Source organism: Novipirellula aureliae (assembly GCF_007860185.1).
Taxonomy (GTDB): domain Bacteria; phylum Planctomycetota; class Planctomycetia; order Pirellulales; family Pirellulaceae; genus Novipirellula_A; species Novipirellula_A aureliae.
This window is the reverse complement of sequence record NZ_SJPY01000001.1, coordinates 1,179,624-1,200,708: the sequence shown is the minus strand read 5'-3', so window position 1 is coordinate 1,200,708 and position 21,085 is coordinate 1,179,624. Positions and strand designations below refer to the sequence as shown.

At 52.3% G+C, this 21,085-nt stretch carries 16 protein-coding genes; 6 read left to right on the top strand and 10 right to left on the bottom strand.

Going from position 1 to position 21,085, the window contains the following annotated elements; all coding sequences use genetic code 11:
• Positions 1–51: 51 nt before the first annotated feature.
• Positions 52–3,894, top strand: a complete 3,843-nt coding sequence (locus Q31b_RS04550; protein WP_146598419.1) for a serine/threonine-protein kinase — start codon at positions 52–54, stop codon at positions 3,892–3,894.
• Positions 3,895–4,016: 122 nt separating this feature from the next.
• Here the strand turns inward: Q31b_RS04550 and ligA are convergent, their stop codons facing one another.
• A complete protein-coding gene (gene ligA, locus Q31b_RS04545) occupies positions 4,017–6,080 on the bottom strand; it encodes an NAD-dependent DNA ligase LigA (RefSeq protein ID WP_146598418.1) in 2,064 nt (687 codons plus the stop codon).
• Between the two features lie 152 nt (positions 6,081–6,232).
• Between ligA and Q31b_RS04540 the strand changes: the two genes are divergently transcribed.
• Positions 6,233–7,429, top strand: coding sequence for a hypothetical protein (locus Q31b_RS04540; protein WP_146598417.1), 1,197 nt, complete (start codon positions 6,233–6,235; stop codon positions 7,427–7,429).
• A gap of 8 nt (positions 7,430–7,437) precedes the next feature.
• Here Q31b_RS04540 and dgt read toward each other — a convergent pair whose 3' ends face one another.
• Complete coding sequence (gene dgt, locus Q31b_RS04535) at positions 7,438–8,580, bottom strand: dGTP triphosphohydrolase (RefSeq protein WP_146598416.1); 1,143 nt, start codon at positions 8,578–8,580, stop codon at positions 7,438–7,440.
• A 111-nt stretch (positions 8,581–8,691) separates the two neighbouring features.
• Between dgt and Q31b_RS04530 the strand changes: the two genes are divergently transcribed.
• Positions 8,692–9,159, top strand: a complete 468-nt coding sequence (locus Q31b_RS04530; RefSeq protein WP_197170909.1) for a DUF4430 domain-containing protein — start codon at positions 8,692–8,694, stop codon at positions 9,157–9,159.
• 203 nt (positions 9,160–9,362) lie between these two features.
• Here the strand turns inward: Q31b_RS04530 and Q31b_RS04525 are convergent, their stop codons facing one another.
• From Q31b_RS04525 to Q31b_RS27880, 3 genes are all read right to left on the bottom strand, one after another.
• Complete coding sequence (locus Q31b_RS04525; protein ID WP_146598414.1) at positions 9,363–9,530, bottom strand: DUF1328 domain-containing protein; 168 nt, start codon at positions 9,528–9,530, stop codon at positions 9,363–9,365.
• 14 nt (positions 9,531–9,544) lie between these two features.
• On the bottom strand, positions 9,545–9,721 hold the full coding sequence (locus tag Q31b_RS27885) for a hypothetical protein (RefSeq protein WP_197170906.1): 177 nt from the start codon (positions 9,719–9,721) through the stop codon (positions 9,545–9,547).
• A 123-nt stretch (positions 9,722–9,844) separates the two neighbouring features.
• The gene (locus tag Q31b_RS27880) at positions 9,845–10,084 is read right to left on the bottom strand and encodes a ComEA family DNA-binding protein (RefSeq protein ID WP_197170904.1); all 240 of its coding nucleotides are present in this window, start codon (positions 10,082–10,084) and stop codon (positions 9,845–9,847) included.
• A gap of 457 nt (positions 10,085–10,541) precedes the next feature.
• Between Q31b_RS27880 and nadC the strand changes: the two genes are divergently transcribed.
• Positions 10,542–11,465, top strand: coding sequence for a carboxylating nicotinate-nucleotide diphosphorylase (gene nadC / locus Q31b_RS04515; RefSeq protein ID WP_146598412.1), 924 nt, complete (start codon positions 10,542–10,544; stop codon positions 11,463–11,465).
• Between the two features lie 57 nt (positions 11,466–11,522).
• Positions 11,523–12,923, top strand: a complete 1,401-nt coding sequence (locus Q31b_RS04510; RefSeq protein ID WP_146598411.1) for an undecaprenyl-phosphate glucose phosphotransferase — start codon at positions 11,523–11,525, stop codon at positions 12,921–12,923.
• 168 nt (positions 12,924–13,091) lie between these two features.
• Here the strand turns inward: Q31b_RS04510 and Q31b_RS04505 are convergent, their stop codons facing one another.
• Both Q31b_RS04505 and fba read right to left on the bottom strand, forming a co-directional pair.
• The gene (locus Q31b_RS04505; RefSeq protein ID WP_146598410.1) at positions 13,092–14,552 is read right to left on the bottom strand and encodes a class I adenylate-forming enzyme family protein; all 1,461 of its coding nucleotides are present in this window, start codon (positions 14,550–14,552) and stop codon (positions 13,092–13,094) included.
• Positions 14,553–14,911: 359 nt separating this feature from the next.
• A complete protein-coding gene (fba, locus tag Q31b_RS04500; protein WP_146598409.1) occupies positions 14,912–15,925 on the bottom strand; it encodes a class II fructose-bisphosphate aldolase in 1,014 nt (337 codons plus the stop codon).
• 42 nt (positions 15,926–15,967) lie between these two features.
• Here fba and Q31b_RS27875 point away from each other — a divergent pair, with 42 nt between their 5' ends.
• Entirely contained in the window at positions 15,968–16,117 is a 150-nt protein-coding gene (locus Q31b_RS27875; RefSeq protein WP_197170902.1) for a hypothetical protein, read from the top strand.
• A gap of 401 nt (positions 16,118–16,518) precedes the next feature.
• On the opposite strand, the gene Q31b_RS04495 is transcribed toward Q31b_RS27875, so the two are convergent.
• From Q31b_RS04495 to Q31b_RS04485, 3 genes are all read right to left on the bottom strand, one after another.
• The gene (locus Q31b_RS04495) at positions 16,519–18,615 is read right to left on the bottom strand and encodes a transglutaminase-like domain-containing protein (RefSeq protein ID WP_197170900.1); all 2,097 of its coding nucleotides are present in this window, start codon (positions 18,613–18,615) and stop codon (positions 16,519–16,521) included.
• 83 nt (positions 18,616–18,698) lie between these two features.
• The gene (locus Q31b_RS04490; RefSeq protein WP_231617292.1) at positions 18,699–20,057 is read right to left on the bottom strand and encodes a DUF58 domain-containing protein; all 1,359 of its coding nucleotides are present in this window, start codon (positions 20,055–20,057) and stop codon (positions 18,699–18,701) included.
• Positions 20,044–21,057, bottom strand: coding sequence for an AAA family ATPase (locus Q31b_RS04485; RefSeq protein WP_390622306.1), 1,014 nt, complete (start codon positions 21,055–21,057; stop codon positions 20,044–20,046). Before Q31b_RS04485 ends, Q31b_RS04490 begins: the two co-directional genes overlap by 14 nt.
• Positions 21,058–21,085: the final 28 nt, after the last annotated feature.

Genomic DNA, 21,085 nt, shown 5'->3' with positions numbered 1-21,085 from the left:
CCTCACGTGGCTTGAAATCTGGGTTCCAATTGAACATAGTCAAGCATAGCCATGCGAGACGAACACAATCAACTCTTTCCGCTTCATCCTTCCTCGGATACGAAAATCCGTGGACAGGGTGATAATGAGACGTATCAATCCGATATGCGGTCCGAAACCGGTGAGCCGCCTTGGAAAGAGGGCGACAAACTGGGGTCGTTTGTTTTAGGGCAGTTTCTCGGCAAGGGATCAAGCGGTTTCGTCTACCGTGCGTTCGACCAAAGTACGCAACGGCATTGTGCACTGAAGTTGCTTTTACCCGCCAAATATGAAGATTTGATCCGAAACAAACTCGGTTTTCGTCGCATGATCTCGCTACGACACCCTGGATTGATGCACGTCGATCGCATCTACCAACTGGATCGCTACACCGCTTTTTCGATGGAAGAAATTGAAGGTTTGACCTTTGATCGTTGGCGAAAATCGCTGCTACGATCGCTACGAGAAGAACCGTCTGTTCCCTTGTCGGATCGTTCGACAGATCCAATTGAAGCTGCCTACCAGAAGCTTCTTGACCTGACGCGTCAATATGCCGCAGCCTTAGCGGTAATGCATTCACATGGTTTGGTTCACCGCGATATCAAACCCCAGAACCTCATGGTCGATGCGAATGGTCATGGCCGCGTGATCGACTACGGATTGGTCGGAACGATTGATTTAGACAGCGATCCGAAAGGTTTTCGGGACTATTTGGTGGGGCCAAGACATTATTTTGCACCCGAGACACTTTGGGATCAGTTTTATCTACCCGCCAGCGACATTTTCAGCCTCGGACTTGTCGTCTTGGAAACACTTCACTTACTCGATCGCGAAAGTCAACGCGATGACGAAGAGGCTGAGTCGTCGATTCAGCGATCATCCGCAAACCGCCAAGCCGACGAAGAAAAAATCAGTGAATTTTTCGAGGACCTCTCATCGAATGTTCCGGGCACGCTTCGAGAAGCCTGCCAAGAAATGCTTGCGTCAGATCCGGGAGACCGCCCCAGCGCGATTGAGTTGGCACGTTTGGGATCCCTGGCGACTCCGTCCGCTCTATGGATGGAAAGCTCGATTATGGGCCGCGACGATGAGTTGCAGATTTGTTACAGCTGGGTCGACTCCATCTTCGAAGGGGGTGCCGGGCGTTTGCATGTCGAAGGGGCATCGGGAATTGGAAAAACGAGGCTTATCGATGAAGTCGAACATTACATAAAATCAAAACGCTGGGGACAAGTTTTTCGAGCGAAATGTCGTCGTGGCGAAAACCATCCGCTACAAGCGTTTGATCAGATTTGTGATGCGATCGCGACTCGCTATATGAGAAGTGATCGAGAGGTGATGGAAGTGGACCCGGTCAGCACCGAAATTCTGCATAGCGCCTTCCCCGTGCTCAACAATGTGGTCCAAGCGAGTATGTCGGTCGATCCAGCCCACAAGGATTCGCGGCGTCTCGATGCTCTCGAGGCTGGACTACGTTTGAGCGAGCAACTTCGCATCGTGGGGCCGTTGATCCTCATCATTGATGATTCGCAGTGGGCGGATCATGATAGTTTGAACATTTTGGACCGTTTGCAAACTGCCAGCGGTGGTTCGCTTGGCATCATCACTATCTCCCGGCCCGATGCCGATCGACAACGTATACCGCCTGATGTTCGTTTGACGTTAAGCGAGCTTTCCGAAGATGCAGCGAGGTTGATTTTGACCAATGCCGCACGAAGATGCCGTCTGACGATCAGCGAGAAACTGATTCAACAAATCGTGGACGCGGCCGCCGGCAACCCGTTCTGTTTGATTGACTTCAGCGAAGAATTCCGGCCTGGCGGTGCCTTTCACGATGCACTCACAATCGCTGAGAATGGTGACGAATCTCTCTCCGTCGAAACAGGCGTCACGCCAGACCTTTCGCAGCTTTGGCGAAAACGTTTTGCTCGACTTAGCGCCGACGCAAAATCCGTGCTCGCGTTAATCGTGACCGCAGGCCAAGCCGTCTCGATGGCTCAACTTGTCGAACTCGCACCTCGCGAATCCAAGCTTGATCAGATCGTATCGGAATTGGCTCAGCAGCGATTGGTTCAGGATGATGCAACCGGAGCAGAATGCATTTCAATCATTCATGACGGTGTAGCCGAAGGATTGTTACACGCGATGGAAGCGGAGTCGAAACAAGCTTGTCATCGAGCATGGGCTGAATATTTATCAAATCAAAATGACGATGACCAGTTGGCTGCGAGGATTGCCGGCCACTTTTTCAATGCCGACCTTCCCCACGAAGCAGTCCCCTATGCGATCAAAGCGGCGGCGATCGCGGAACGGTATGTTGCACAGACCGAAGCCGCGCGTTGGTATGCGCGAGTGATCCCTTTCATGAGTGGTCCCGAGCGGCTTGAGAAAATCCGCCAAGCGGCTATCAAGTTTGCTGAAGCCGACCGGCCTGCCGAAGCGGCCCACTATTTCCAAATACTAGCCTCTGAGGTTGAAATAGACGAAAGCGTCGAACATAAAATCGCTGCGACGACGCTGCTAATGCGAAGCGGACATTTTGATGTTGCGAGGGACCAACTGGGTGGACTGTGCCGATTGCTTGGCTTGCCTGTTTCCAAGCCAGATTGGCTTAGCAAACTTCGGTTACTTGCCGTAGCGAGCAGCTACAAATTTGAGAAAACCATACAGAAGTATTCCATAGCCCTGCGTGTAGGCGAAGACACTCGTGCCCACAAACGCATCGACTTCTGTTTGGAAGTCGCTCGAGCGCTGTCGATGTTTGACAACCTTCATGCTGCCGAATTGAACTTGGCTGGTACTATCTATGCGTCTCGGTATGGAAGCGAATCGCAAAAGATAATGGCAGAAGCAGGCGAGGCAGTGTTCGGTTGCTATGATCGTGGTCGAACGCGGATACGGTCTGAAATGTCTTTGCAACAATTATTGCCACGTGCCATTGCATGCGGAGACAGGAAAGTGCTCGGCGACGTCTGGGCCGCTACGGTTCACTCCCACAGCTTTGCGATGCGTTGGAAGCAGGTTCAAAGTTCGCTCGAAATCTGTATGCAGCACTATCGATCCCAAACAAAACCGGTTCGCTTCGAAATCGCCCATACTCGATGGCAAGAGAGTTGGGCGCTGTGGAATTTGGGTCGTTGGAGTTCCATGCTAAAGCTGTCGGCCGAACTGGAAGAAGATGCCAAGCAACGTAACGACTTGTTTGAATGGATGTCCTTTAGTGGAGGGCTGGGGGCATCCGCATGGCTGGCACGCGATCAAGTGAAGGAATGCGAACAGATTCGAAAAGAGAATGCGAAGACGGTTGCGTCCAACGTCGGCATTCAATTGTTTGATTTTGCGGAATGGCTGGCATCGATTCATTTGCAAGTCTATTTAGGTCATTTTGACTCGGCCTGGGATACGTTTCGTTCGATGGAACGCGATCTCAAACGTCTCCCCTTTTCGAGGGTGCAACTCATCCGAGCTAGCGTCTCGCTAACCGGTGCACTGATTTGTCTTCATCGGCTTCGAGAGAACGCGAGAGACCATGCGATCGACCAAAACCCAATCCGAAAAACTCGCTACTATCTTCGCAAACTGAGTCGCGAGCATAACCCTTACTGCGATGCCGTCAGCTCCTTGTACGCTGGTCTTCTATCGGCATTAACGGCACAGACCGTATCCGATCGGACGCGTGCGAAGGATCGGTTTTCCGATGCGATTGAAATCTCGACCGCTGAGCAGCTTCGCCCTTTCCAATTGGCGGCACAAGACGCTTTGACGATTCTAGAGGGCGGTGAATCCCCGGGGCTGCTTCACGAGCGAATGGTCCGCCACGGCATTAAACGCCCCGATCGGTTTGCCAGATTGTATACGATCGAGCTACCGGGTTAGGTATTGGAAACCGTTGGTAGCTATACGATAAAACGGTTGCACCACGTGTGGCAACACTGCCTGCGTTCGGTAGATCACACCGCGCGGCCCATTGGGCGAATGGTTTAGAAAAGGTGTCCAAATCAGTCGTCATGCGATTCCCCTTCCGCCAACGTTTTAAACGCTTCCTCGCTGAGAACTTCGACCCCTAGCTTCTTGGCTTTTTCTAATTTGCTGCCGGCCTTGTCGCCAGCGACCAAGTAATCCGTGTTCTTGCTGATACTACTTGATGCTCGGCCTCCTAACCTTTCGATCAACCTTTTGATCTCATCACGTTTGTAATGAGCGAGCGTTCCGGTCACGACAAACGTTTTGCCTGAAAGCGGTCCTTTCTCTGCTTCATTTGCATCGATCGGCTGAGTGAGATCGACACCGGCGGCAGCAAGTTCTTTCAGCGTCGTCGATCCATAATCGCTGTGCAAAAATTCGTGGACACTTTGCGCGATCGCATCACCGATCTCATGAATCGCTGCCAAGTCCTCGGGCGACGCTTGCTGCAGCTCGTCAATCGTCGGATAGGCTTTTGTAATCAACTGAGCCACTCGCGGTCCGACGTGGCGAATCGATATCGACGACAAGACTCTCGCCAGGCCTCTCGAGCGGCTCGCCTCGATGCCTGCGATCAAATTAGCCGCGTTTTTCTGGCCAACTTGGACATCGATCATCTTGCCATCTTTCCCTTTTCGTTTACGAGTCCAATTCAAGTTTGCAATCTGCTCAGCCGTCAAGCGATACAAATCGGCAAAACTGGCGACCACTTTTCGCTGGATTAGCAAGTCGACAAACTCTTCACCTAACCCATCGATATCCATTCCCGTACGGCTGCCAAAATAGATCAATCGCTGGCGAAGCTGGGCGGGACAGCTCGGATTCGGGCAGCGGATATAGACGCCCCCATCATCTCGAACCAACTTGGTTTCACAGACGGGACAATGCGTTGGAAACTTGAACGGAGCTAGCTCACTTTTTCGCTCATGCTTTTCGACGCGGACGACTTTGGGAATGATCTTACCTGCTTTCTCGACAACCACGACATCGCCGACACGAACATCCAATCGTTCAATTTCATCCGCATTGTGAAGCGACGCACGTGACACCGTCGTTTCTGCGATTTCCACCGGCTGCAAATGAGCAACGGGCGTGATCGCCCCGGTCTTGCCAACCTGCACGCTGATCGATTCGAGCGTTGTGGTGGCTTCGTAGCGTTCAAATTTGTAAGCGATCAACCAGCGTGGACTCTTGCTACGAATCCCCAACTCATTTCTGAGATCAAAGCGATTGACTTTAAAGACGATGCCGTCGACCTCGAATGGCAGATCGGGCATCGATTCTTCTAGAGCAGCAACCGCTTTGAGTGCCTGTGCTGAATTTTGAAGCAGTTGAACACCCGGTGTCGGCGGGATGCCAAGCTCTCCAACCTCTTTCAAAAAATCGATATGGTTTTCAGCAGAGAACCCCTTTGTTTCGCCGACGCCGTGGCAAAAGAAACGTAGATTCCGCTGGGCCGCAATCGCAGGATCGAGCAGCCGAATCGTACCGGCGGTCACGTTGCGAGTGTTTTTGAACGGTTCGTTGCCCGCGTTGGTCTGACGGACGTTCAAATCGGCCAAGTCGGAATTAGTCATGTAAACTTCACCACGTACTTCCAAGACATCCGGGACTTTCTCGCCGACGAGACGCAGCGGCAAATCACGAATCGTGCGAATGTTATGCGTGATATCGTCACCAACTTTCCCGTTGCCGCGAGTTAACGCCATCACCATCCCCCCCTCTTCGTAGCGAATGGACGCTGCGACTCCATCAATTTTGTACTCCATCACCCATTCGGTCGGCCCCCCGAGCGTTTTCTCGGTCCGATCAAAATACGCCTTTAGCTCTTCGCGGCTGTAGGTGTTATCGATCGACAACATGGGCACGACATGAGGCACTTGAACGAGATGTTCCACCGGAGCGTCCCCAACTCGCTGCGTCGGCGAATCCGGTGACAATAGCTCCGGATTTTCCGTTTCGAGTTGTTTCAATTCTTCGAGCAAGCGATCGTACTCGAGATCGGTCACCGCTGGCTTGGCTTCGACATAGTACAGATGATCAAGCCGCCGAATCTCACTGCGAAGGTTTTCCACTCGCTTTCTAGCCGCATCACTCACTAGCTTTGGTCCTTCGAAAATCACTTGTTGGTTGAAATGGATACGCTTCGATTGTGCTGAGTCGATTGCGTCTCGTCCTTATCGTACAAAATGAACACTGGTTGTTACAATGTACTCCATTATGCCATGAACCACGTTTTTTCCATTTGATCATGATTGAACCCAATCCATCCTCCACAATCTTTGAACGGCTTTGCAAAACTCGCGACGACAAAGCAAAAGTGCTTTCGGAGATGGTCGCTCATTTCCGAGAAACAAGCCAGCCGATGGAGTTGTTCGAAGCCTTGAAAATGCAAATTCGCGGACGCTTGAACTTACCACTCACGACCTCGGAACACGACCAATCTCGACCAGAAGAAATTGAACATCAATTGGAAATGGGGCTGCTCGATGCTTGCCGGGAAGTCAGTGACATGTTGTTCGCAGAAGGAAAAGTCGCCGAAGGGTGGATGTACCTGCGGCCCACGGGTGATAAAGAAATGGGACGCAAACGGATCGCGGAAATCGCGATTACCGAAGAGAACCTTGACGCGATGGTTCAAGTTCTCGTCAACGAGGGACTCGATGTTGGACGCGGTTTTGCAGCCGTCGTGAAGTTCCAAGGAACTTGCAATAGCATCACCTTGTATGAACAAGCGATCGCTTCGCAAGGCAAACGCAATCAGCAAGCAGCAGCCTCCGTGCTCCTCAATCATCTTTACGATGAATTGGTCGACCTGGTCCGAGCCGATATCACCCGCCGCTCGCGTTCGAACGCGGACGCTCGTGCTACGGAGCACGAAACACTGTTACAAATGATAACCGCGTGTCCTTCACTATTTGATCAGGACCACTACCATCTTGACACGACTCACCTTGCGTCGACCATACGAATCGCTTCGATTCTTGACGACCCTCAGGAACAGCAAAGAGCATTTGAGCTTTGCCAATACGGTCGCCGCTTAGCCGCGACGTACCAGTACCCAGGTGATGAACCGTTTGTCGACTTTTACCCTGCCTATTCGGCCTACTACTCCGTCCTGCTAGGAAACAACCGTGAAGCGGGCTTGAAACTATTCGAACGTAAAGCTCGAACACTCGATACGAAGAAGCACGGGACAGCTGGCATCGAAACCTACATCGACTTACTCGATCGCTGCGGACAATCCGCAACAGCGATCCAAGTTGCGGTTGATTTGGTACCATCGGATGTCCCCTCTCAGCGGCTCATCCCACGTCTATTGGAGCTTCGCAATCACATTGATTCAGCGGAACAGCGAGAGCGGGCGACCGAGACGATTCTCGACTACTGCCGCACGCACAACGATGTACTTGGTTATACCGCCGCGATGTTATCGCTGCCAAATTAGACAAACGCTTACCAATCCGCCAATGGGCCGCGTGGCGTTGTTGTCGCATAGCAATGTTGTTGGTCACAAAAGGCGTCCGTCATACCCGCCAAGTATTCTCCGACCACTTTTTCAGTAGGCATCCTTTGTTGGCGAACTCGAAACCGCAACGGCAGCCGACTCGGATCAGCCATCAAGATATCGAACAATTCATTTAATCGTTGGGCTGCGGATTCGCGTACCGGAATCAATCTCGGATGCCGATAAACAGCCTCAAACAAGAAGGATTCCAACTCGCGACGCTCTTTCTGCAGGACGTTGCCATGATGAAATCGAACGCCAAGGTGTTGGATGTCTTGGTAATTGCGTCCCTCATAGATCTGCATTTGCTGAACGGCAATTTGCAATAGTTCACTGACCTGAAGATCGATCAATTCGTGGACCAACGCTTGCCTTAGCTCACGTATCGGCAACATTCCGTGTCGACCACGGATACCTTCCATCGCCCGCCGAACGATTGCCAATTCGCTCAGTTCATCGACGGTCAACAATCCCATTTGCAGTGCATCATCGACGTCGTGGGCGTCATAGGCAATCGAATCCGCAGCATCGACCAACTGGACCTCGAGTAGTGGCGCCCGCCCTACGGCAGCTTCGCTCTTATGAGCGCGAACGTCTTGGCCCGCCAACGTCTCATGCGACAAATTCAGTCCCTGGAACTCGCTGTAGCGTTGTTCCAACTCTTCAACGATTACCAATGCAAACCTGTTGTGAGAAAATCCTCCTGCGGACGCCATCCGTTCACAAAGCACATCCTCGCCACAATGCCCAAAGGGAGGATGGCCAATATCATGCATCAGAGCGAGGGCTTCGGTCAAATCTTCGTTCAGTCGCAGCACGCGGGCCATCGTGCGAGCAACGGATGCGACCTCGAACGAATGAGTCAAACGGGTTCGATGGTAAATACCCATTTCACCAGTAAAAACCTGCATTTTACCGCTCAATCGGCGAAACGCACTACTATGCAAAATCCGATCACGGTCGCGTGCAAACGGGCCACGGTAAGGGTGCCGTGGTTCAGGATGTTTCCGACCTTCACTGTCGCAACTATGCATTGCATAACTGGCTAACAGCAAATGTTCGCGTTGGTCGTAAAGGCGAGTTGATTTCATACCGGTATCTTGATCGATTGATCTGTGCCAAGTCAAATGGGGCAAAGTCAAAACGGTGAAAACGACTTTTTTTCAAACAGCCACCCCAACACCACTCAATGGAATTTACCAATGAATGTCGATCGATCACAACTCTACCCCCTATTCTGCATCGTCGCCGTAGCGTTCGGCGGTTGCGGCGCCTCAAACGTCGAAACGACGGTTAACACGGTGGATCAGGAGGTTTCTGCGGACGCTGGATCCGTGACCATCATTATCCAATCGGAACGAGGCGAGAAAGAATTCGAACGAACAGAAATTGCACCGGGTGCAACGGTCGAATCAGTCATGCGGGCGGTAGATGAGATACCGGTTGTAATCGAAGGCTCCGGGATGACCGCGTTCGTCCATTCGATCGACGGGATTGAAACGGGTTCCAACGAAGGCTGGACATTTAAAGTGAATGGCGATTTTGCAAAGCAAGGAATCGGAAGCACGATGATCGTCCCCCCAGCGACTTTGACGTGGACTTACGGCTCGTACAATGAGACCGTCGAAGCCGACAATGGTGAAGAGGTCGCCGAGGGAGAGACGGAATAGTAGAACGGGGCTTATTCCGTTCTAAGCCTGGTGATTGTCGCTCTGATCTCCGACCTGAAAGCGTTTCCACATGGAAAGCAATCGTTACTTCCACCAATCAGCCCCAACCGATTAAACGACGCTGACGGATCGGAGAGCGGAGCGACATTGCCGTATACGTGGACAACAGGTCCTTAGACCACGGGCCCTTAGACCACGGGGCCTTAGACCACGGGGCCGCGGCGGCCCATGACCAATCCGATCACGAACAGCACCAAAAATACGAAGAACAATATTTTCGCAATCGTTGCTGCGGTCCCCGCTACGACGCCGAATCCCAAGACGCCAGCAATCAATGCGATAATCAAAAAAGTGACAGCCCAACCTAACATGGTTTTCTCCAAGTCTAAAAGAGTGTGACGCAGGTGCAAACATCGCATCGACTGCGAATCGCGTCCAAATTGTCGCGACTGATCGATAGACGTAGCGATTGGTATGCCAAATCGTTCAGCATGGGCGGTTCGATACGGATTTGCCATCGAAACGTTTGATGTTTTGCAATGGAAATCAGCGTTTTACGCATCGAGTAAAATTCATGCTGCGAATTGGCAAGACCGCTTGTTCGCGATCAAAGGTACTTGCAAAAGCGAGTACCTGAGCGGCAACAAAGCAAATTGGCTTCCAAACTTCCAATTCCTGTTGGCCTTCAATGTCTGCTCAAGGCAATTCGGTCGATTGGCGTGACGCGGCAGTAGTCAGCGATCGCCACTAACTTCTTGGGGCCAATCCCTGGTACGCGTTTCAGATCATCGACGGAATCGAAACGCCCATGATGTTCTCGATCCTCAACGATTCGCTCCGCCAAGATGGGACCAATGCTCGGCAGCAAAGCCAATTCATGAGACTTGGCGATATTCAAGTCCAGCACGATCGATCGAGAAGTCATGCTAGGAAATGAAACGCGGGGGGCATTCGTCGGGAGGGTTATCAACGCGAAACTCAAAATCACAAAAGCCAAAGAAATCCCAGTCACCAAAGTCCATTGGACTCTTGATTGAGCAAGCGGGGATGCGTCGCGATGGGCTTGTGAAAAATCAGCCATGAATCACGTTCCATTTCGATTTCGATTTTGCCCGATGCTGCTTGGTCGTAGCGGAAGCCGTCAGGACGATCGATGCTGCCTCGACAAAAGCCTCCGGCGGGCGAAAGACTTGGCGACTTGCGTTACATTTCGAGGCAGTGCCTCGAACAGTGGCGTATGAGTAAACGTTTCAGTGCATTATCATGGCGAGCGAACGATCCGATCAACCGTTTGCCCGGTGACGGATCGCAGTTTCCTTGAAAAAACAACAGTGTTTTGCCAGCAAAACACGACATCTACCTTGCTTTGGGTTGCACGATTGATGACTGATTACACGACCGTTACGGCAAACTCACTCCTCGAAAATGATCTTCGCGCCTTGGTTCGGTTATCGATTGCCGAAGACCTTCGTCGTTCGGTCGATTGGACGACGGTTTGCTTGATCGATCCCGATCGAAGGGGTATTTGCGAGGTTGTACCGCGAGAGATCGGTGTTTGCGCGGGATTGGCAACCGTGGCTTGGATTGTGGACGAGTTTGATGCCGATCTCGAGGCTGAGTGTTTGCAGTTGGATACATCGGAGCTTTTACCGGGTCGTCCGATCGCTCGGTTAAGCGGAAATGCCCGTGACTTGGTGACATGTGAGCGAACCTTGCTTAACATTCTCAACCGGTTGTGCGGCATCGCAACATTGACCCGGTCTTACGTTGAGGCGATCGGTTCAAGCAAAGCTCGCTTGTACGACACTCGTAAAACCACGCCCGGATGGCGGTTACTTGAAAAGTATGCCGTCCACTGCGGCGGTGGCCACAATCACCGCAGCGGTTTGTACGACGGATTTTTGATCAAAGACAACCACTTGGCATTAGCTGGCGAATCGAGTCACCCCTTGTCGGCTCGTGAAGGAGCGGAAAAAGCGATCGCATGGCGGGGGGCGAGGGTCGAACATTTGGTGGCTCCCGAGATTATCGAAATCGAAGTCGATTCGCTTGACCAATTTCGAGACGTGATCAAAACGGGACCCGATATCGTCTTGCTTGACAACTTTTCTGTGGACGAATTGCGTGAGGCGGTTGCGATTCGCGATGCCGCCAACGTCCGCATCGAATTGGAAGCATCGGGCAACGTACGCCTCGACACAATCGCTGAAATCGCTACGACGGGTGTAGAACGAATCAGCTGCGGAGCATTGACGCACCAAGCGACTTCTTTAGACCTTGGATTGGATTGGATTGGTGAACACTAAGCTAAGTTCAGGGTGTGGTTAGATTCTTCGCACCAAGTACACCTTTGAACTCAGCTCATGCAACTTCCAATCAATCATCACCGCCGTTGCTGGGATCTCATACATCCGACTCTTGACGCTGCTGCTGTTTTCGTGTCTTTGGTGGCCGTCAAATGGGTTGCTCGAGGCTACGTGGACGATGCAGCGAAAGCGATGGGATTGATCGCGGTCGTTGTATTTTTATTGACAGGCCAGTTGACGGGGTTGTACCGAAGAAACCATGCGGGTTCCGCTAACAACGAAATATCGAGCATTGCGGCAACCTGGAGCGTCACCATTCTGGTCCTCGCGCTACTCGGATTTGCGACACGCTACAGCCAAGAATTTGCTCGCTCGGTAATGTTAGCATGGATTGTCTCGGCCCCCGCTCTCGTCGGACTACTCCGCATGTGTTTACGAATCGTCCAACAAGGATTGCTTCGCCAAGGAGTCGGTACCCGGAAAATTGCAATCGCGGGACTCAACGAACTCGGCCTACAAATGGCTGAAAATGTTGAGCAAGACCCTTCGTTGGGTTTTCAGCTAAAAGGCTTTTTTGATGATCGGATCGAGAAGCGATTCGAGTCGACTCGTAGGGATACGACACCGCTGACAGGCAATTTGACCGAGATGGTCAAACTGGCTCGCGCCGGCGAAATCGACACGATCTTCATCACGCTCCCCATGCGTGCCGAAGAACGAATCCGAAACCTGCTAAATCAATTGAGCGATTCGACGGTCTCGGTTTACATCGTTCCCGATTTTTTTGTGTTTGAGCTTTTGCATTCACGCTGGACCAGCATGGGAGGAATCCCAGCGGTTAGCGTCTTCGAAAACCCACTGTTTGGCGTCGATGGAGTCATGAAGCGAGTCACCGATGTCGTGCTAGCGACTGCAGGACTTGTCGTCGCGGCAATCCCGATGATGCTAATTGCCGCGGTGGTCAAAGCGACGTCGGCTGGCCCCGTTTTCTTTCGGCAAAAACGCTACGGTCTCGATGGACGCGAAATTCTGGTTTGGAAGTTCCGCAGCATGCGGACTTGCGACAACGGCCCGGTCGTGAAACAAGCGACCAAAAACGATCCTCGAGTGACACGAATCGGCGGGATACTGCGGCGAACCAGCTTGGATGAACTACCGCAATTGTTCAATGTGATCGAAGGCTCGATGTCATTGGTTGGCCCCCGACCGCACGCGTCCGCTCATAACGAGCAGTACCGAAGCCGGATTCGCGGCTACATGCTTCGTCACAAAGTCAAACCAGGTATTACAGGTCTCGCCCAGGTGAACGGTTGCCGAGGCGAGACCGACACGATCGAAAAAATGGAACAACGCGTCGACTGGGATCATCGATATATCCGCAGCTGGTCGCTGTGGTTAGACATAAAGATTCTACTAAAAACCGTGCGGGTTGTCTGGGGACAACCCGAAGCCTACTAGGCGTGCTGGTTGCCCCTCAAAGATTCTCCGATCACGCCGTTTATTGATATTTGTCGCTTTGCACTCCGAGCACTAACCGTCTTTGGCGTGGACAGCGAAGGTTGATTCGATCCAGTCGGTGGACACGGCCAGCTTGAAAAGATAAGCGAAATTGCAGGATCACCCGCCTTATCGATGATGGCGAAAGCGATTCTTTTCAATCCGGCTGCGACACAACGTTCCTTTTGGGGTGAGTTCACCTTCATCAATGCTCAATGGGATGCTGAATTGATCGATCGATCGAGGCCGAGCCCAATGTGGTTGGCTCTGTAATGTGTTTTCAATTTGCAACTGCAAGTCAAAATCGGATTCGCATTTCAAATCAAGCCAAAGCTGCAGTCGACCATCATCGTAGCGCAGCATTGAATGTTCGACGTTCGCCAACGCGTTGACGAGCCGTTCGATTGTCGTCGGAAAGATTTTGTGCCCGTTGGGCAAAACGATCACTTCATCGGTCCGACCTAGGATTCGATATTGCTGCGACAGATCATCCACTTCGACAAGATCGCCTGTATCGAACCAACCGTCGGGGTCGATTTTCGCCTTGGTTGCCTCGGGATCATTAAAGTAGCCGATCATCAAATGCTCCCCTTTGACAAACAATCGCCCGTCACGGATATCGGTTTGCCAACCTTGTACCGGTTTGCCAACCAAATTTGCCCGAGCATCATTGGGAGTTGCACTGCAAATCACTGGAGCGGTCTCGCTGCATCCGTAGCCTTGAGTCACAACAACCCCTCTCGATTTCCACGCTTCAAACGCTTGCTCGGACAAGCCTGCGCCACCAACACCAAGAACTCGCAAACGTTCCAGCCCAGCGGTAGTCGCTTCTAAGCCTAGTAATCGCTCAGCGATTGAAGGGACAACGTTTGCAATCGTCGGTTTGACAATTGGCGCCAGACGGTTCCAGCCATCAAAACCATAAGTCAGTGCCAATGTGCAGCCCGACAAGAGCCAAGTCCCAAGATCGCATGTTCGTGCGTAAGCGTGCGCGAGCGACAGACATGTCAAGCGAACGTCGTCGCAAGTTTGTGGGACGGCGGCTAGTTTTGCAGCTGCGTTACTTTTTAGCGATGCATGCGATAGGACAACGCCCTTTGTTGTTCCGCTTGTGCCACTGGTCCAAAGAATCAATGCCGGTTCAAAGGGATCAACGCGTGCGGGCGGATCGGATGAAACAGAGTCGATGAAGGATCGCCACGGGGGTTGGCTTTCCCTGATTGTTTCAATCCACAGTCCATCGATCCGATCCCAACATGCTTCCACCATTTTGTCACCGGCATATTGGTTGAGCGGTACGTTGACCGCACCGATTTTCGCGCACGAAAGCGTTAACAGAATGTCATCGAGCGTGTTGCCACTTCGGTAACCAACGTACGTCTTTTCAGACGTGTATGTGACCAGTCGCTTCTTTAAATAACCGGCGGTACGATCGACAAGACTGGCTAGCTCCGACCAGGTAAATGATTCGGCGCGACCGGCATCATCAACGACCAAAGCAGTCGAGGTAGGACGACGTTTGACGTGGTTTTCGAATGAGTCGAAGAGGATGATGTCTTTGTTCCTGCTTAACAGGCCGGAGGCAGCCACGTCTTTGCCGGTGGCGTGACGGGCTGTCGATTTAATCGTTTAACGCTTAGCCGAAGGCGTCAGCTTTTCCATAAGCGGTCGCCTATGGCTTGGCGTTAAACAAGTCACAACCTCTCAGGGCAAGTAAGTACGCACATTTGTGGGCCGGTGGTTCACCGGGCTGTCGATTTAATCGTTTAACGCTTAGCCGAAGGCGTCAGCTTTTCCATAAGCGGTCGCCTACGGCTTGGCGTTAAACGACAAGTCGAGTCAAACCGATTAAATCGACAGCCCGTCCTCCGTACTCGGATAGCCGAAGTCACGGCCCCATCACTTATCCATCCAATAAATGCGATAGCCCTGAGCTTTGGTAACGTGCCCTAGCCAAGAGCTTTGCGAAGCTTCTCGCCGTTGCCGGCTTGACCGAATGAAGTCATGCGAGCTACGCAAACGGCTTTCATCGCTTCGCGAGCGGGCTTCAAGTAGGCGCGTGGGTCAAACGCGGCTGGATCCTCGGCAAACACCTTGCGGATCGCTCCGGTGATCGCCATGCGGCAATCGGTATCAACGTTGATCTTACGAACACCACTCTTGATACCGCGTTGGATCTCCTCGACAGGCACACCGTAGGTTTGCTTCATTTGACCACCATACTTGTTGATGATGTCTTGAAGTTCTTGCGGCACGCTGCTGCTGCCGTGCATGACCAAGTGAGTATTAGGAATCTTGGCGTGGATCTCTTCGATGCGGCTCATCGCCAAGACTTCGCCGGTTGGTTTCTTGGTGAACTTGTACGCACCGTGACTGGTTCCAATCGCGACAGCCAGCGCATCGACGCCTGTTTCTTCGACAAATCGCTTCGCTTCGTCGGGATCGGTCAACAATTGATCGTGGCTCAAGACGCCTTCGGCACCATGCCCATCCTCTTGTTCGCCACCGCCTGATTCTAGCGATCCTAGGCATCCGAGTTCGCCTTCGACACTGACGCCGCGAGCGTGAGCCAGCTTGACGACTTCCGCTGTTACCTTGACGTTGTAGTCGTAGCTAGCGGGAGTCTTGCCGTCCGCTTCGAGCGAGCCGTCCATCATTACACTAGTGAAACCGTTGTCGATTGCCGACGCGCAGGTTTCGGGGCTGTTGCCGTGATCTTGGTGCATGACCGTTGGAATCTGCGGATAAAGCTCGGACGCAGCCAACATCAAGTGACGCAAATAGTTATCTTGAGTATAAGATCGTGCGCCGCGAGATGCTTGGACGATCACTGGCGAATCGGTCTCTTTCGCCGCCTCCATGATCGCTTGGATCTGTTCCATATTGTTGACGTTGAATGCTGCAACGCCGTAGTTGTTTTCAGCTGCGTGGTCGAGGACAACGCGAAGGGGAACTAAGGCCATGTTGAAATTACCTAACTATCCTGAAGGAGGGTAAACGGGTGAATGAATGAATTATCCCCGTCTTTGGAAAACCCGCAAGGTGCGACAATATGGACCGTTCCAGGTTTCACCAAACAAGTGGGCATTCGATTTGACGAGAATGCGAAAAGTGACGACCAATGTCGCCGATCATGGTTCCTATCGACCACCTAAAGCACGAACTTTGACACGCTTCGCTAGGGTAGAATCAGTGCCCGTGACGACGCCTTAAAGCTTTGCGACGTCCACCCAACCGAGACACAGCCAAGGGACAGACACAGCCAAGGGACAGAGCATCATTGCAGGTGAGAGACACAGCCAAGGGACAGACACAGCCAAGGGACAGAGCATCATTGCAGGTGATACAGCAACACCCGAACAGAATTCATCGGGATTCTTGTTTGCCTATCGTGTTTGATTATCAACAATCAGGCATGCAAACTCGTGAGATAGGCTCCTTCCCCCGGAATGGACGCAATGGGTGCGTACCTTCCTACTGGCGGCATCGCGAAGCGGGTCGGCCAAAGGATCGCTAAGAAACGAAACTGGCACCAACTTTTTGCAGTACCTCCCAGCTAAGGGCGGATGCCTTGATAGCGAGCTTCGGCGAATTTTCGATACCAATCGGCTGTAGATTGAACCCAAACTTGTGTCTCCTTGGGCTCATTCACATATCTTCGCTCCATTCGGTCGGCGAACTGGTGCATCGTTTCGGCATGCTCTCGCACGAGAGAAACGCGTTTCATTCTTCGATCCATCCTCTTCAGCAGCTTGTAGCTGTATCGATCGACTTCGCTCCCCGATGCCCCTTGGTAGTAGCGATAACGCCGCCAAAAGAGGAAACAGATGAGCAAGAATAGTGGTGCTTGAGCGAGTTTGAAGATGAACCCGATGGGATCCGACGTGCGAATCGTCGCGATGAAGGCCAAGATCCAGTTAGAACCATTGCTGTCGGAAACAAAGTCATCTTCCCATTGATTGGCAACCAATGCGTCAGTGGGTGCCGTGGATCCAATTGATTGATAGCTTCGTCCAGGCGTCGATTCGACCGAGAACCATGTTTGAGAATCCGCGTCATAAGCTTCAACCCAAGCATGAGCGGAACCATTTCGAGCGATCCAGTAGCGGTCATCTGGTTCGCGTTCATCGACAACGTAGCCTGTAACATATCGAGTTGGCACACCGACACAGCGTAGAAGCAAACATGTTGCTGATGCGAAATACTCACAGTGCGCTGGATATTGATTTTCGACAAAATGAATGATTGGATCTTGAGACAACGGCGCACTCGGCACCTCTAAGGAATAACTGAAGTTGCGATGAAAGAACTGTTCGATTTGCCTTGCTTTTTGGGGTGCCGTTTCTGATCCATCACAAATGAATTTTGCAATCGGATCGAGTACTTCCTTTTCGGTTGGAGAGACGAATAACAAAGCATTTTTTCGCAGGCCCTCCAGTTTTTCGGAAGCTGGCTCGCGTGCTATTCCAAGAACGTAAGGAGCGGTCACGTTAACGCCATGCAACACCGCTTGTTGATGCGACAATGTGATGCTGCTGCTATTCCCCTCAATCCACTCGGTTGATAGTGGTGTAAAGATAGTCGTCCCTTTCAGGGGAATATTTCGAATCTCAATCGATGTGGTGGTTTTGCGTCGAGGTTCGCCTCGGAGATAGAACCGGTTGAGTTCGATTTGCGAACTGCTCTTCAATGCTGAAGTGCCTACTTGATCAGGTTCAAGCACCGTGTCTCGCATCAACGGTGAATTCCATTCCCCGCTATAACGGCGTCCCGAAGTGGTGCGCCAAAGGCGCCGCTCGTAAAAATCGAAAACGTTGCCACGAAGATAACCGGGGGTCGAATCGGCCCAAACACGCAGAGCAACCTCGTTGGTATTATCGACGATCCGTTTTTTTACCGAACCGATCGTTGCACCGTAAACATACCTCGTCCCTGAAATCGCAAACTTATCGATCGCCTGATCCAAAGAATCTTTTAGCGAAGCGTGTACGGCCTTTTGGATATCCCCGAGCGATCGTCCCGTCGCTTGTCCGAGCAAACCGGTGCATGTCAGAATGGCTGAAACGGTCAAGGTTGAAAGCAGAAAAGATGCGCGGCTCCAACCAAGCTTTGATGGACGTGCTCCATCGGTTGGCTCGGTATGGCTTTTCTTATTTTCGAACCGAGGTCCTAGAATTGCTTGGGAAGCAAACAGATAACCTACACATGTACAAAATGCGACGGTGATTTGGCCGTTAATGGTTTGGCTCCCCCCACCCGCAATCGAGCACATCAAAACGACGAGCAACCCAAACCCCAGCATGATGGGGTGCCCCGAAGCATTTCGGATCGACCATACGAACAGGATGAGCGTAAGGGCAGCATGGCAAACCAAGTCTGCGCCCGCCGACAGGAAATTGACGGCATCCTGACGAAGATAGGGTGTCACCCGGGTCGATGAAACGATCACGGCCACGATCGTGCCCAAAAGCATCACCAGCAGCCGTCGAAAAAGTGTCGAAGCCGGTTGCCCGCCGACTCTTCTGGTAGCAACCACCAACAATGCCAAAGCGATTAGCACCAAAACGGTTGGCCATGAATCGAAAGTTTGCGCCGAAAAACCGCAAAGCAGCATGATCAGAACAATGAGGGTCCAACCGTAACGCGACATCATCGTCGATACTCTTACTTTCCAGTGAAACGGACGTTTACTCGAATTATAGGCTAATGGCGAATCACGTGGGATTCGCAGCCATTCTAACGTAATATCGATTGCCGGCATACTTCGGCAATCGATTCGGCGGACGATAAATAAAACGTCGGGATGCGAGCCGCGATAAGTGGGCCCGCGATTGCGGAGTAATCATTGATATCATACGTGTTGATCATGACCGCAACCGCCCAACCACGACGCGATAAACCTAGAATCGCTGCAAGTGATTCAGGAGCACACTGCTGAAGCAGTATCAACATGGTGGTTTCGCTCGACAACCTTGATTCGGATTCGATGAGCAATTCTGACAGAGTGAGTCCATCGCTGCGTTCGAGACGAGCAAGTGTCGAAACGATTTCACGCAGGTTTGCGGTGTCTCGTGATGCCATCTTGACGATAGGCCTCAGCCGGTCACTCTTTTCCAGCATCGACGTCGCTTCGCTCGCTTGCCCTCGAACGCGGTAATCGCCTACCCAACCTTCGCTGCGAATTCGGTCCGCTGCGTCTCGCCCGTTGGTGGCTAACCCACACGGTTCACCCAGGTCGTGCAATGCGTGTGCAATCGAAGCTGCTGCTGTGATGGCCAAGTCGCTGCGGACCGGCTCATGCTGCTGCGGATTGCTGGTCGTGTGGAGGTCCAGGATCAACGTCGCTCCCGCGATTGAGGATGGCTCATAGATTTTGCTATGCAGCGTGCCCGTTCGTGCCGTAGCTGCCCAATGAACGCTGCGCATCGGATCGCCTGGTTGCCAACGTCGGATGCCACGAAGTCGGGTCGGATCGTCCATCACATTCGCCCGCATCTTTATCTCGCCAATCGGTCGGCGCGATCCTATTTCATAAGCAGCCAATGGGATGATGTTTGGCAGCACGGTGATGTATTGAGGATCGGTACCAACCCGGTAGCGGCGATACAAACCCATCAAATCACCCGTTTCTAAAACCGTCGGCCCAATTTGAAAGTAGCCACGACGATTGAGCTGCATTTCATACTTCAAGTGCTTTGTTTGGTTCCCCCATAAGAACATCACTTGAATTCGAGTGCCGTCAACGCCAAGCGCTGGCGGATTGAACATCAAAGCCCGCCGTGGCAATAGATCTTCTACCAATACCCATAGCACCGGTAGCCGGCTGCGATTGCTGAGTTTGATTTCAATGCATACAGTCGATCCGATCTTGAGTTCGCAATCACCACCGCGACGTGTCGCAACGACCGACCGTGTCCACAGGATCGCCAGGTAGTAATTGGCAAACACGAGCAGCGCCGTTGCCATTCCGACCAGCAACCAAAGCGAAGCGCCGAACAACATTCCCAACAGAAGCAATGCTGAAATGCTGGCGACGAGCGTGAACTTAGAGAACCGTTCCGATGAAGTCTCGATGGTTGGTTTAGGATGCGTCAATGGTTGGCACCGCTATGTCGCTGACGATTTCTTCGAGCACGTTCTCGGCGGTTACCTTTCGCAACCGACTTTCCGGACGCACGATCAAACGGTGGTTCATCACCGGAGCCACAATTCGTTTCACGTCGTCTGGCAAGACAAAGGCTCGCCCACGTATCGCCGCCATTGCTTGCGAACAACGAAACAATGCGATCGTTGCCCGAGGACTACCACCGAGCGTTAAGTCGTTGTGCATACGGGTTTGATGAACAATTTGCAACAAGTACTCTCGCACTCTCGGGTCGACGTGGACCTTGCGAATCTCGGATTGGGCCATCACAAATTCTTCGGCTTTGGCAACCGCTTGAAGCTGGTCGATCGGATGGACATCCTTGAGCAATTCCAACATCCGAAGTTCCTCTTGCATCGACGGATAGCCAAGAGTGAACCGCATCATAAATCGGTCCAACTGGGCTTCGGGAAGCGGGAACGTTCCCTCATGGTCGACGGGATTTTGAGTGGCGATGACCAGGAACGGTTTGGCCAACGAATGCGTCGTCCCATCGACCGTGACGCAAGATTCGGCCATCGCTTCTAAAAGCGACGCCTGCGTTCGTGGCGTGGCTCGATTGATTTCGTCGGCCAACAGGATTTGAGTAAAGACGGGCCCCGCTCGGAATTCGAACTCGCTCGTCTTCTGATTGAAAATCGAAGTGCCTGTGACATCACTTGGCAACAGATCAGGCGTGCATTGCACTCGCTTGAAATGGCATCCCAAGCTTCGAGCCAGAGCGCGGGCGAGCATCGTTTTTGCGACGCCAGGAACATCTTCGAGCAGAAGATGGCCACCGCTAAGCCAGGCCACCAATGACAACACCAACTGCTTACGTTTGCCGACGATCGCCAATTCGACATTGCCGATCACTCGTTTTGCCAATTCCCCCACCGCGGCGGCTGAGGTCTCGGTTGGGGTACGGTTTCTAGCCGGAGGTGGTGGAGTGGTTGGCACAAGATTCCTGATCGCGGGCGTTTCAATGTTTTGTATTAGC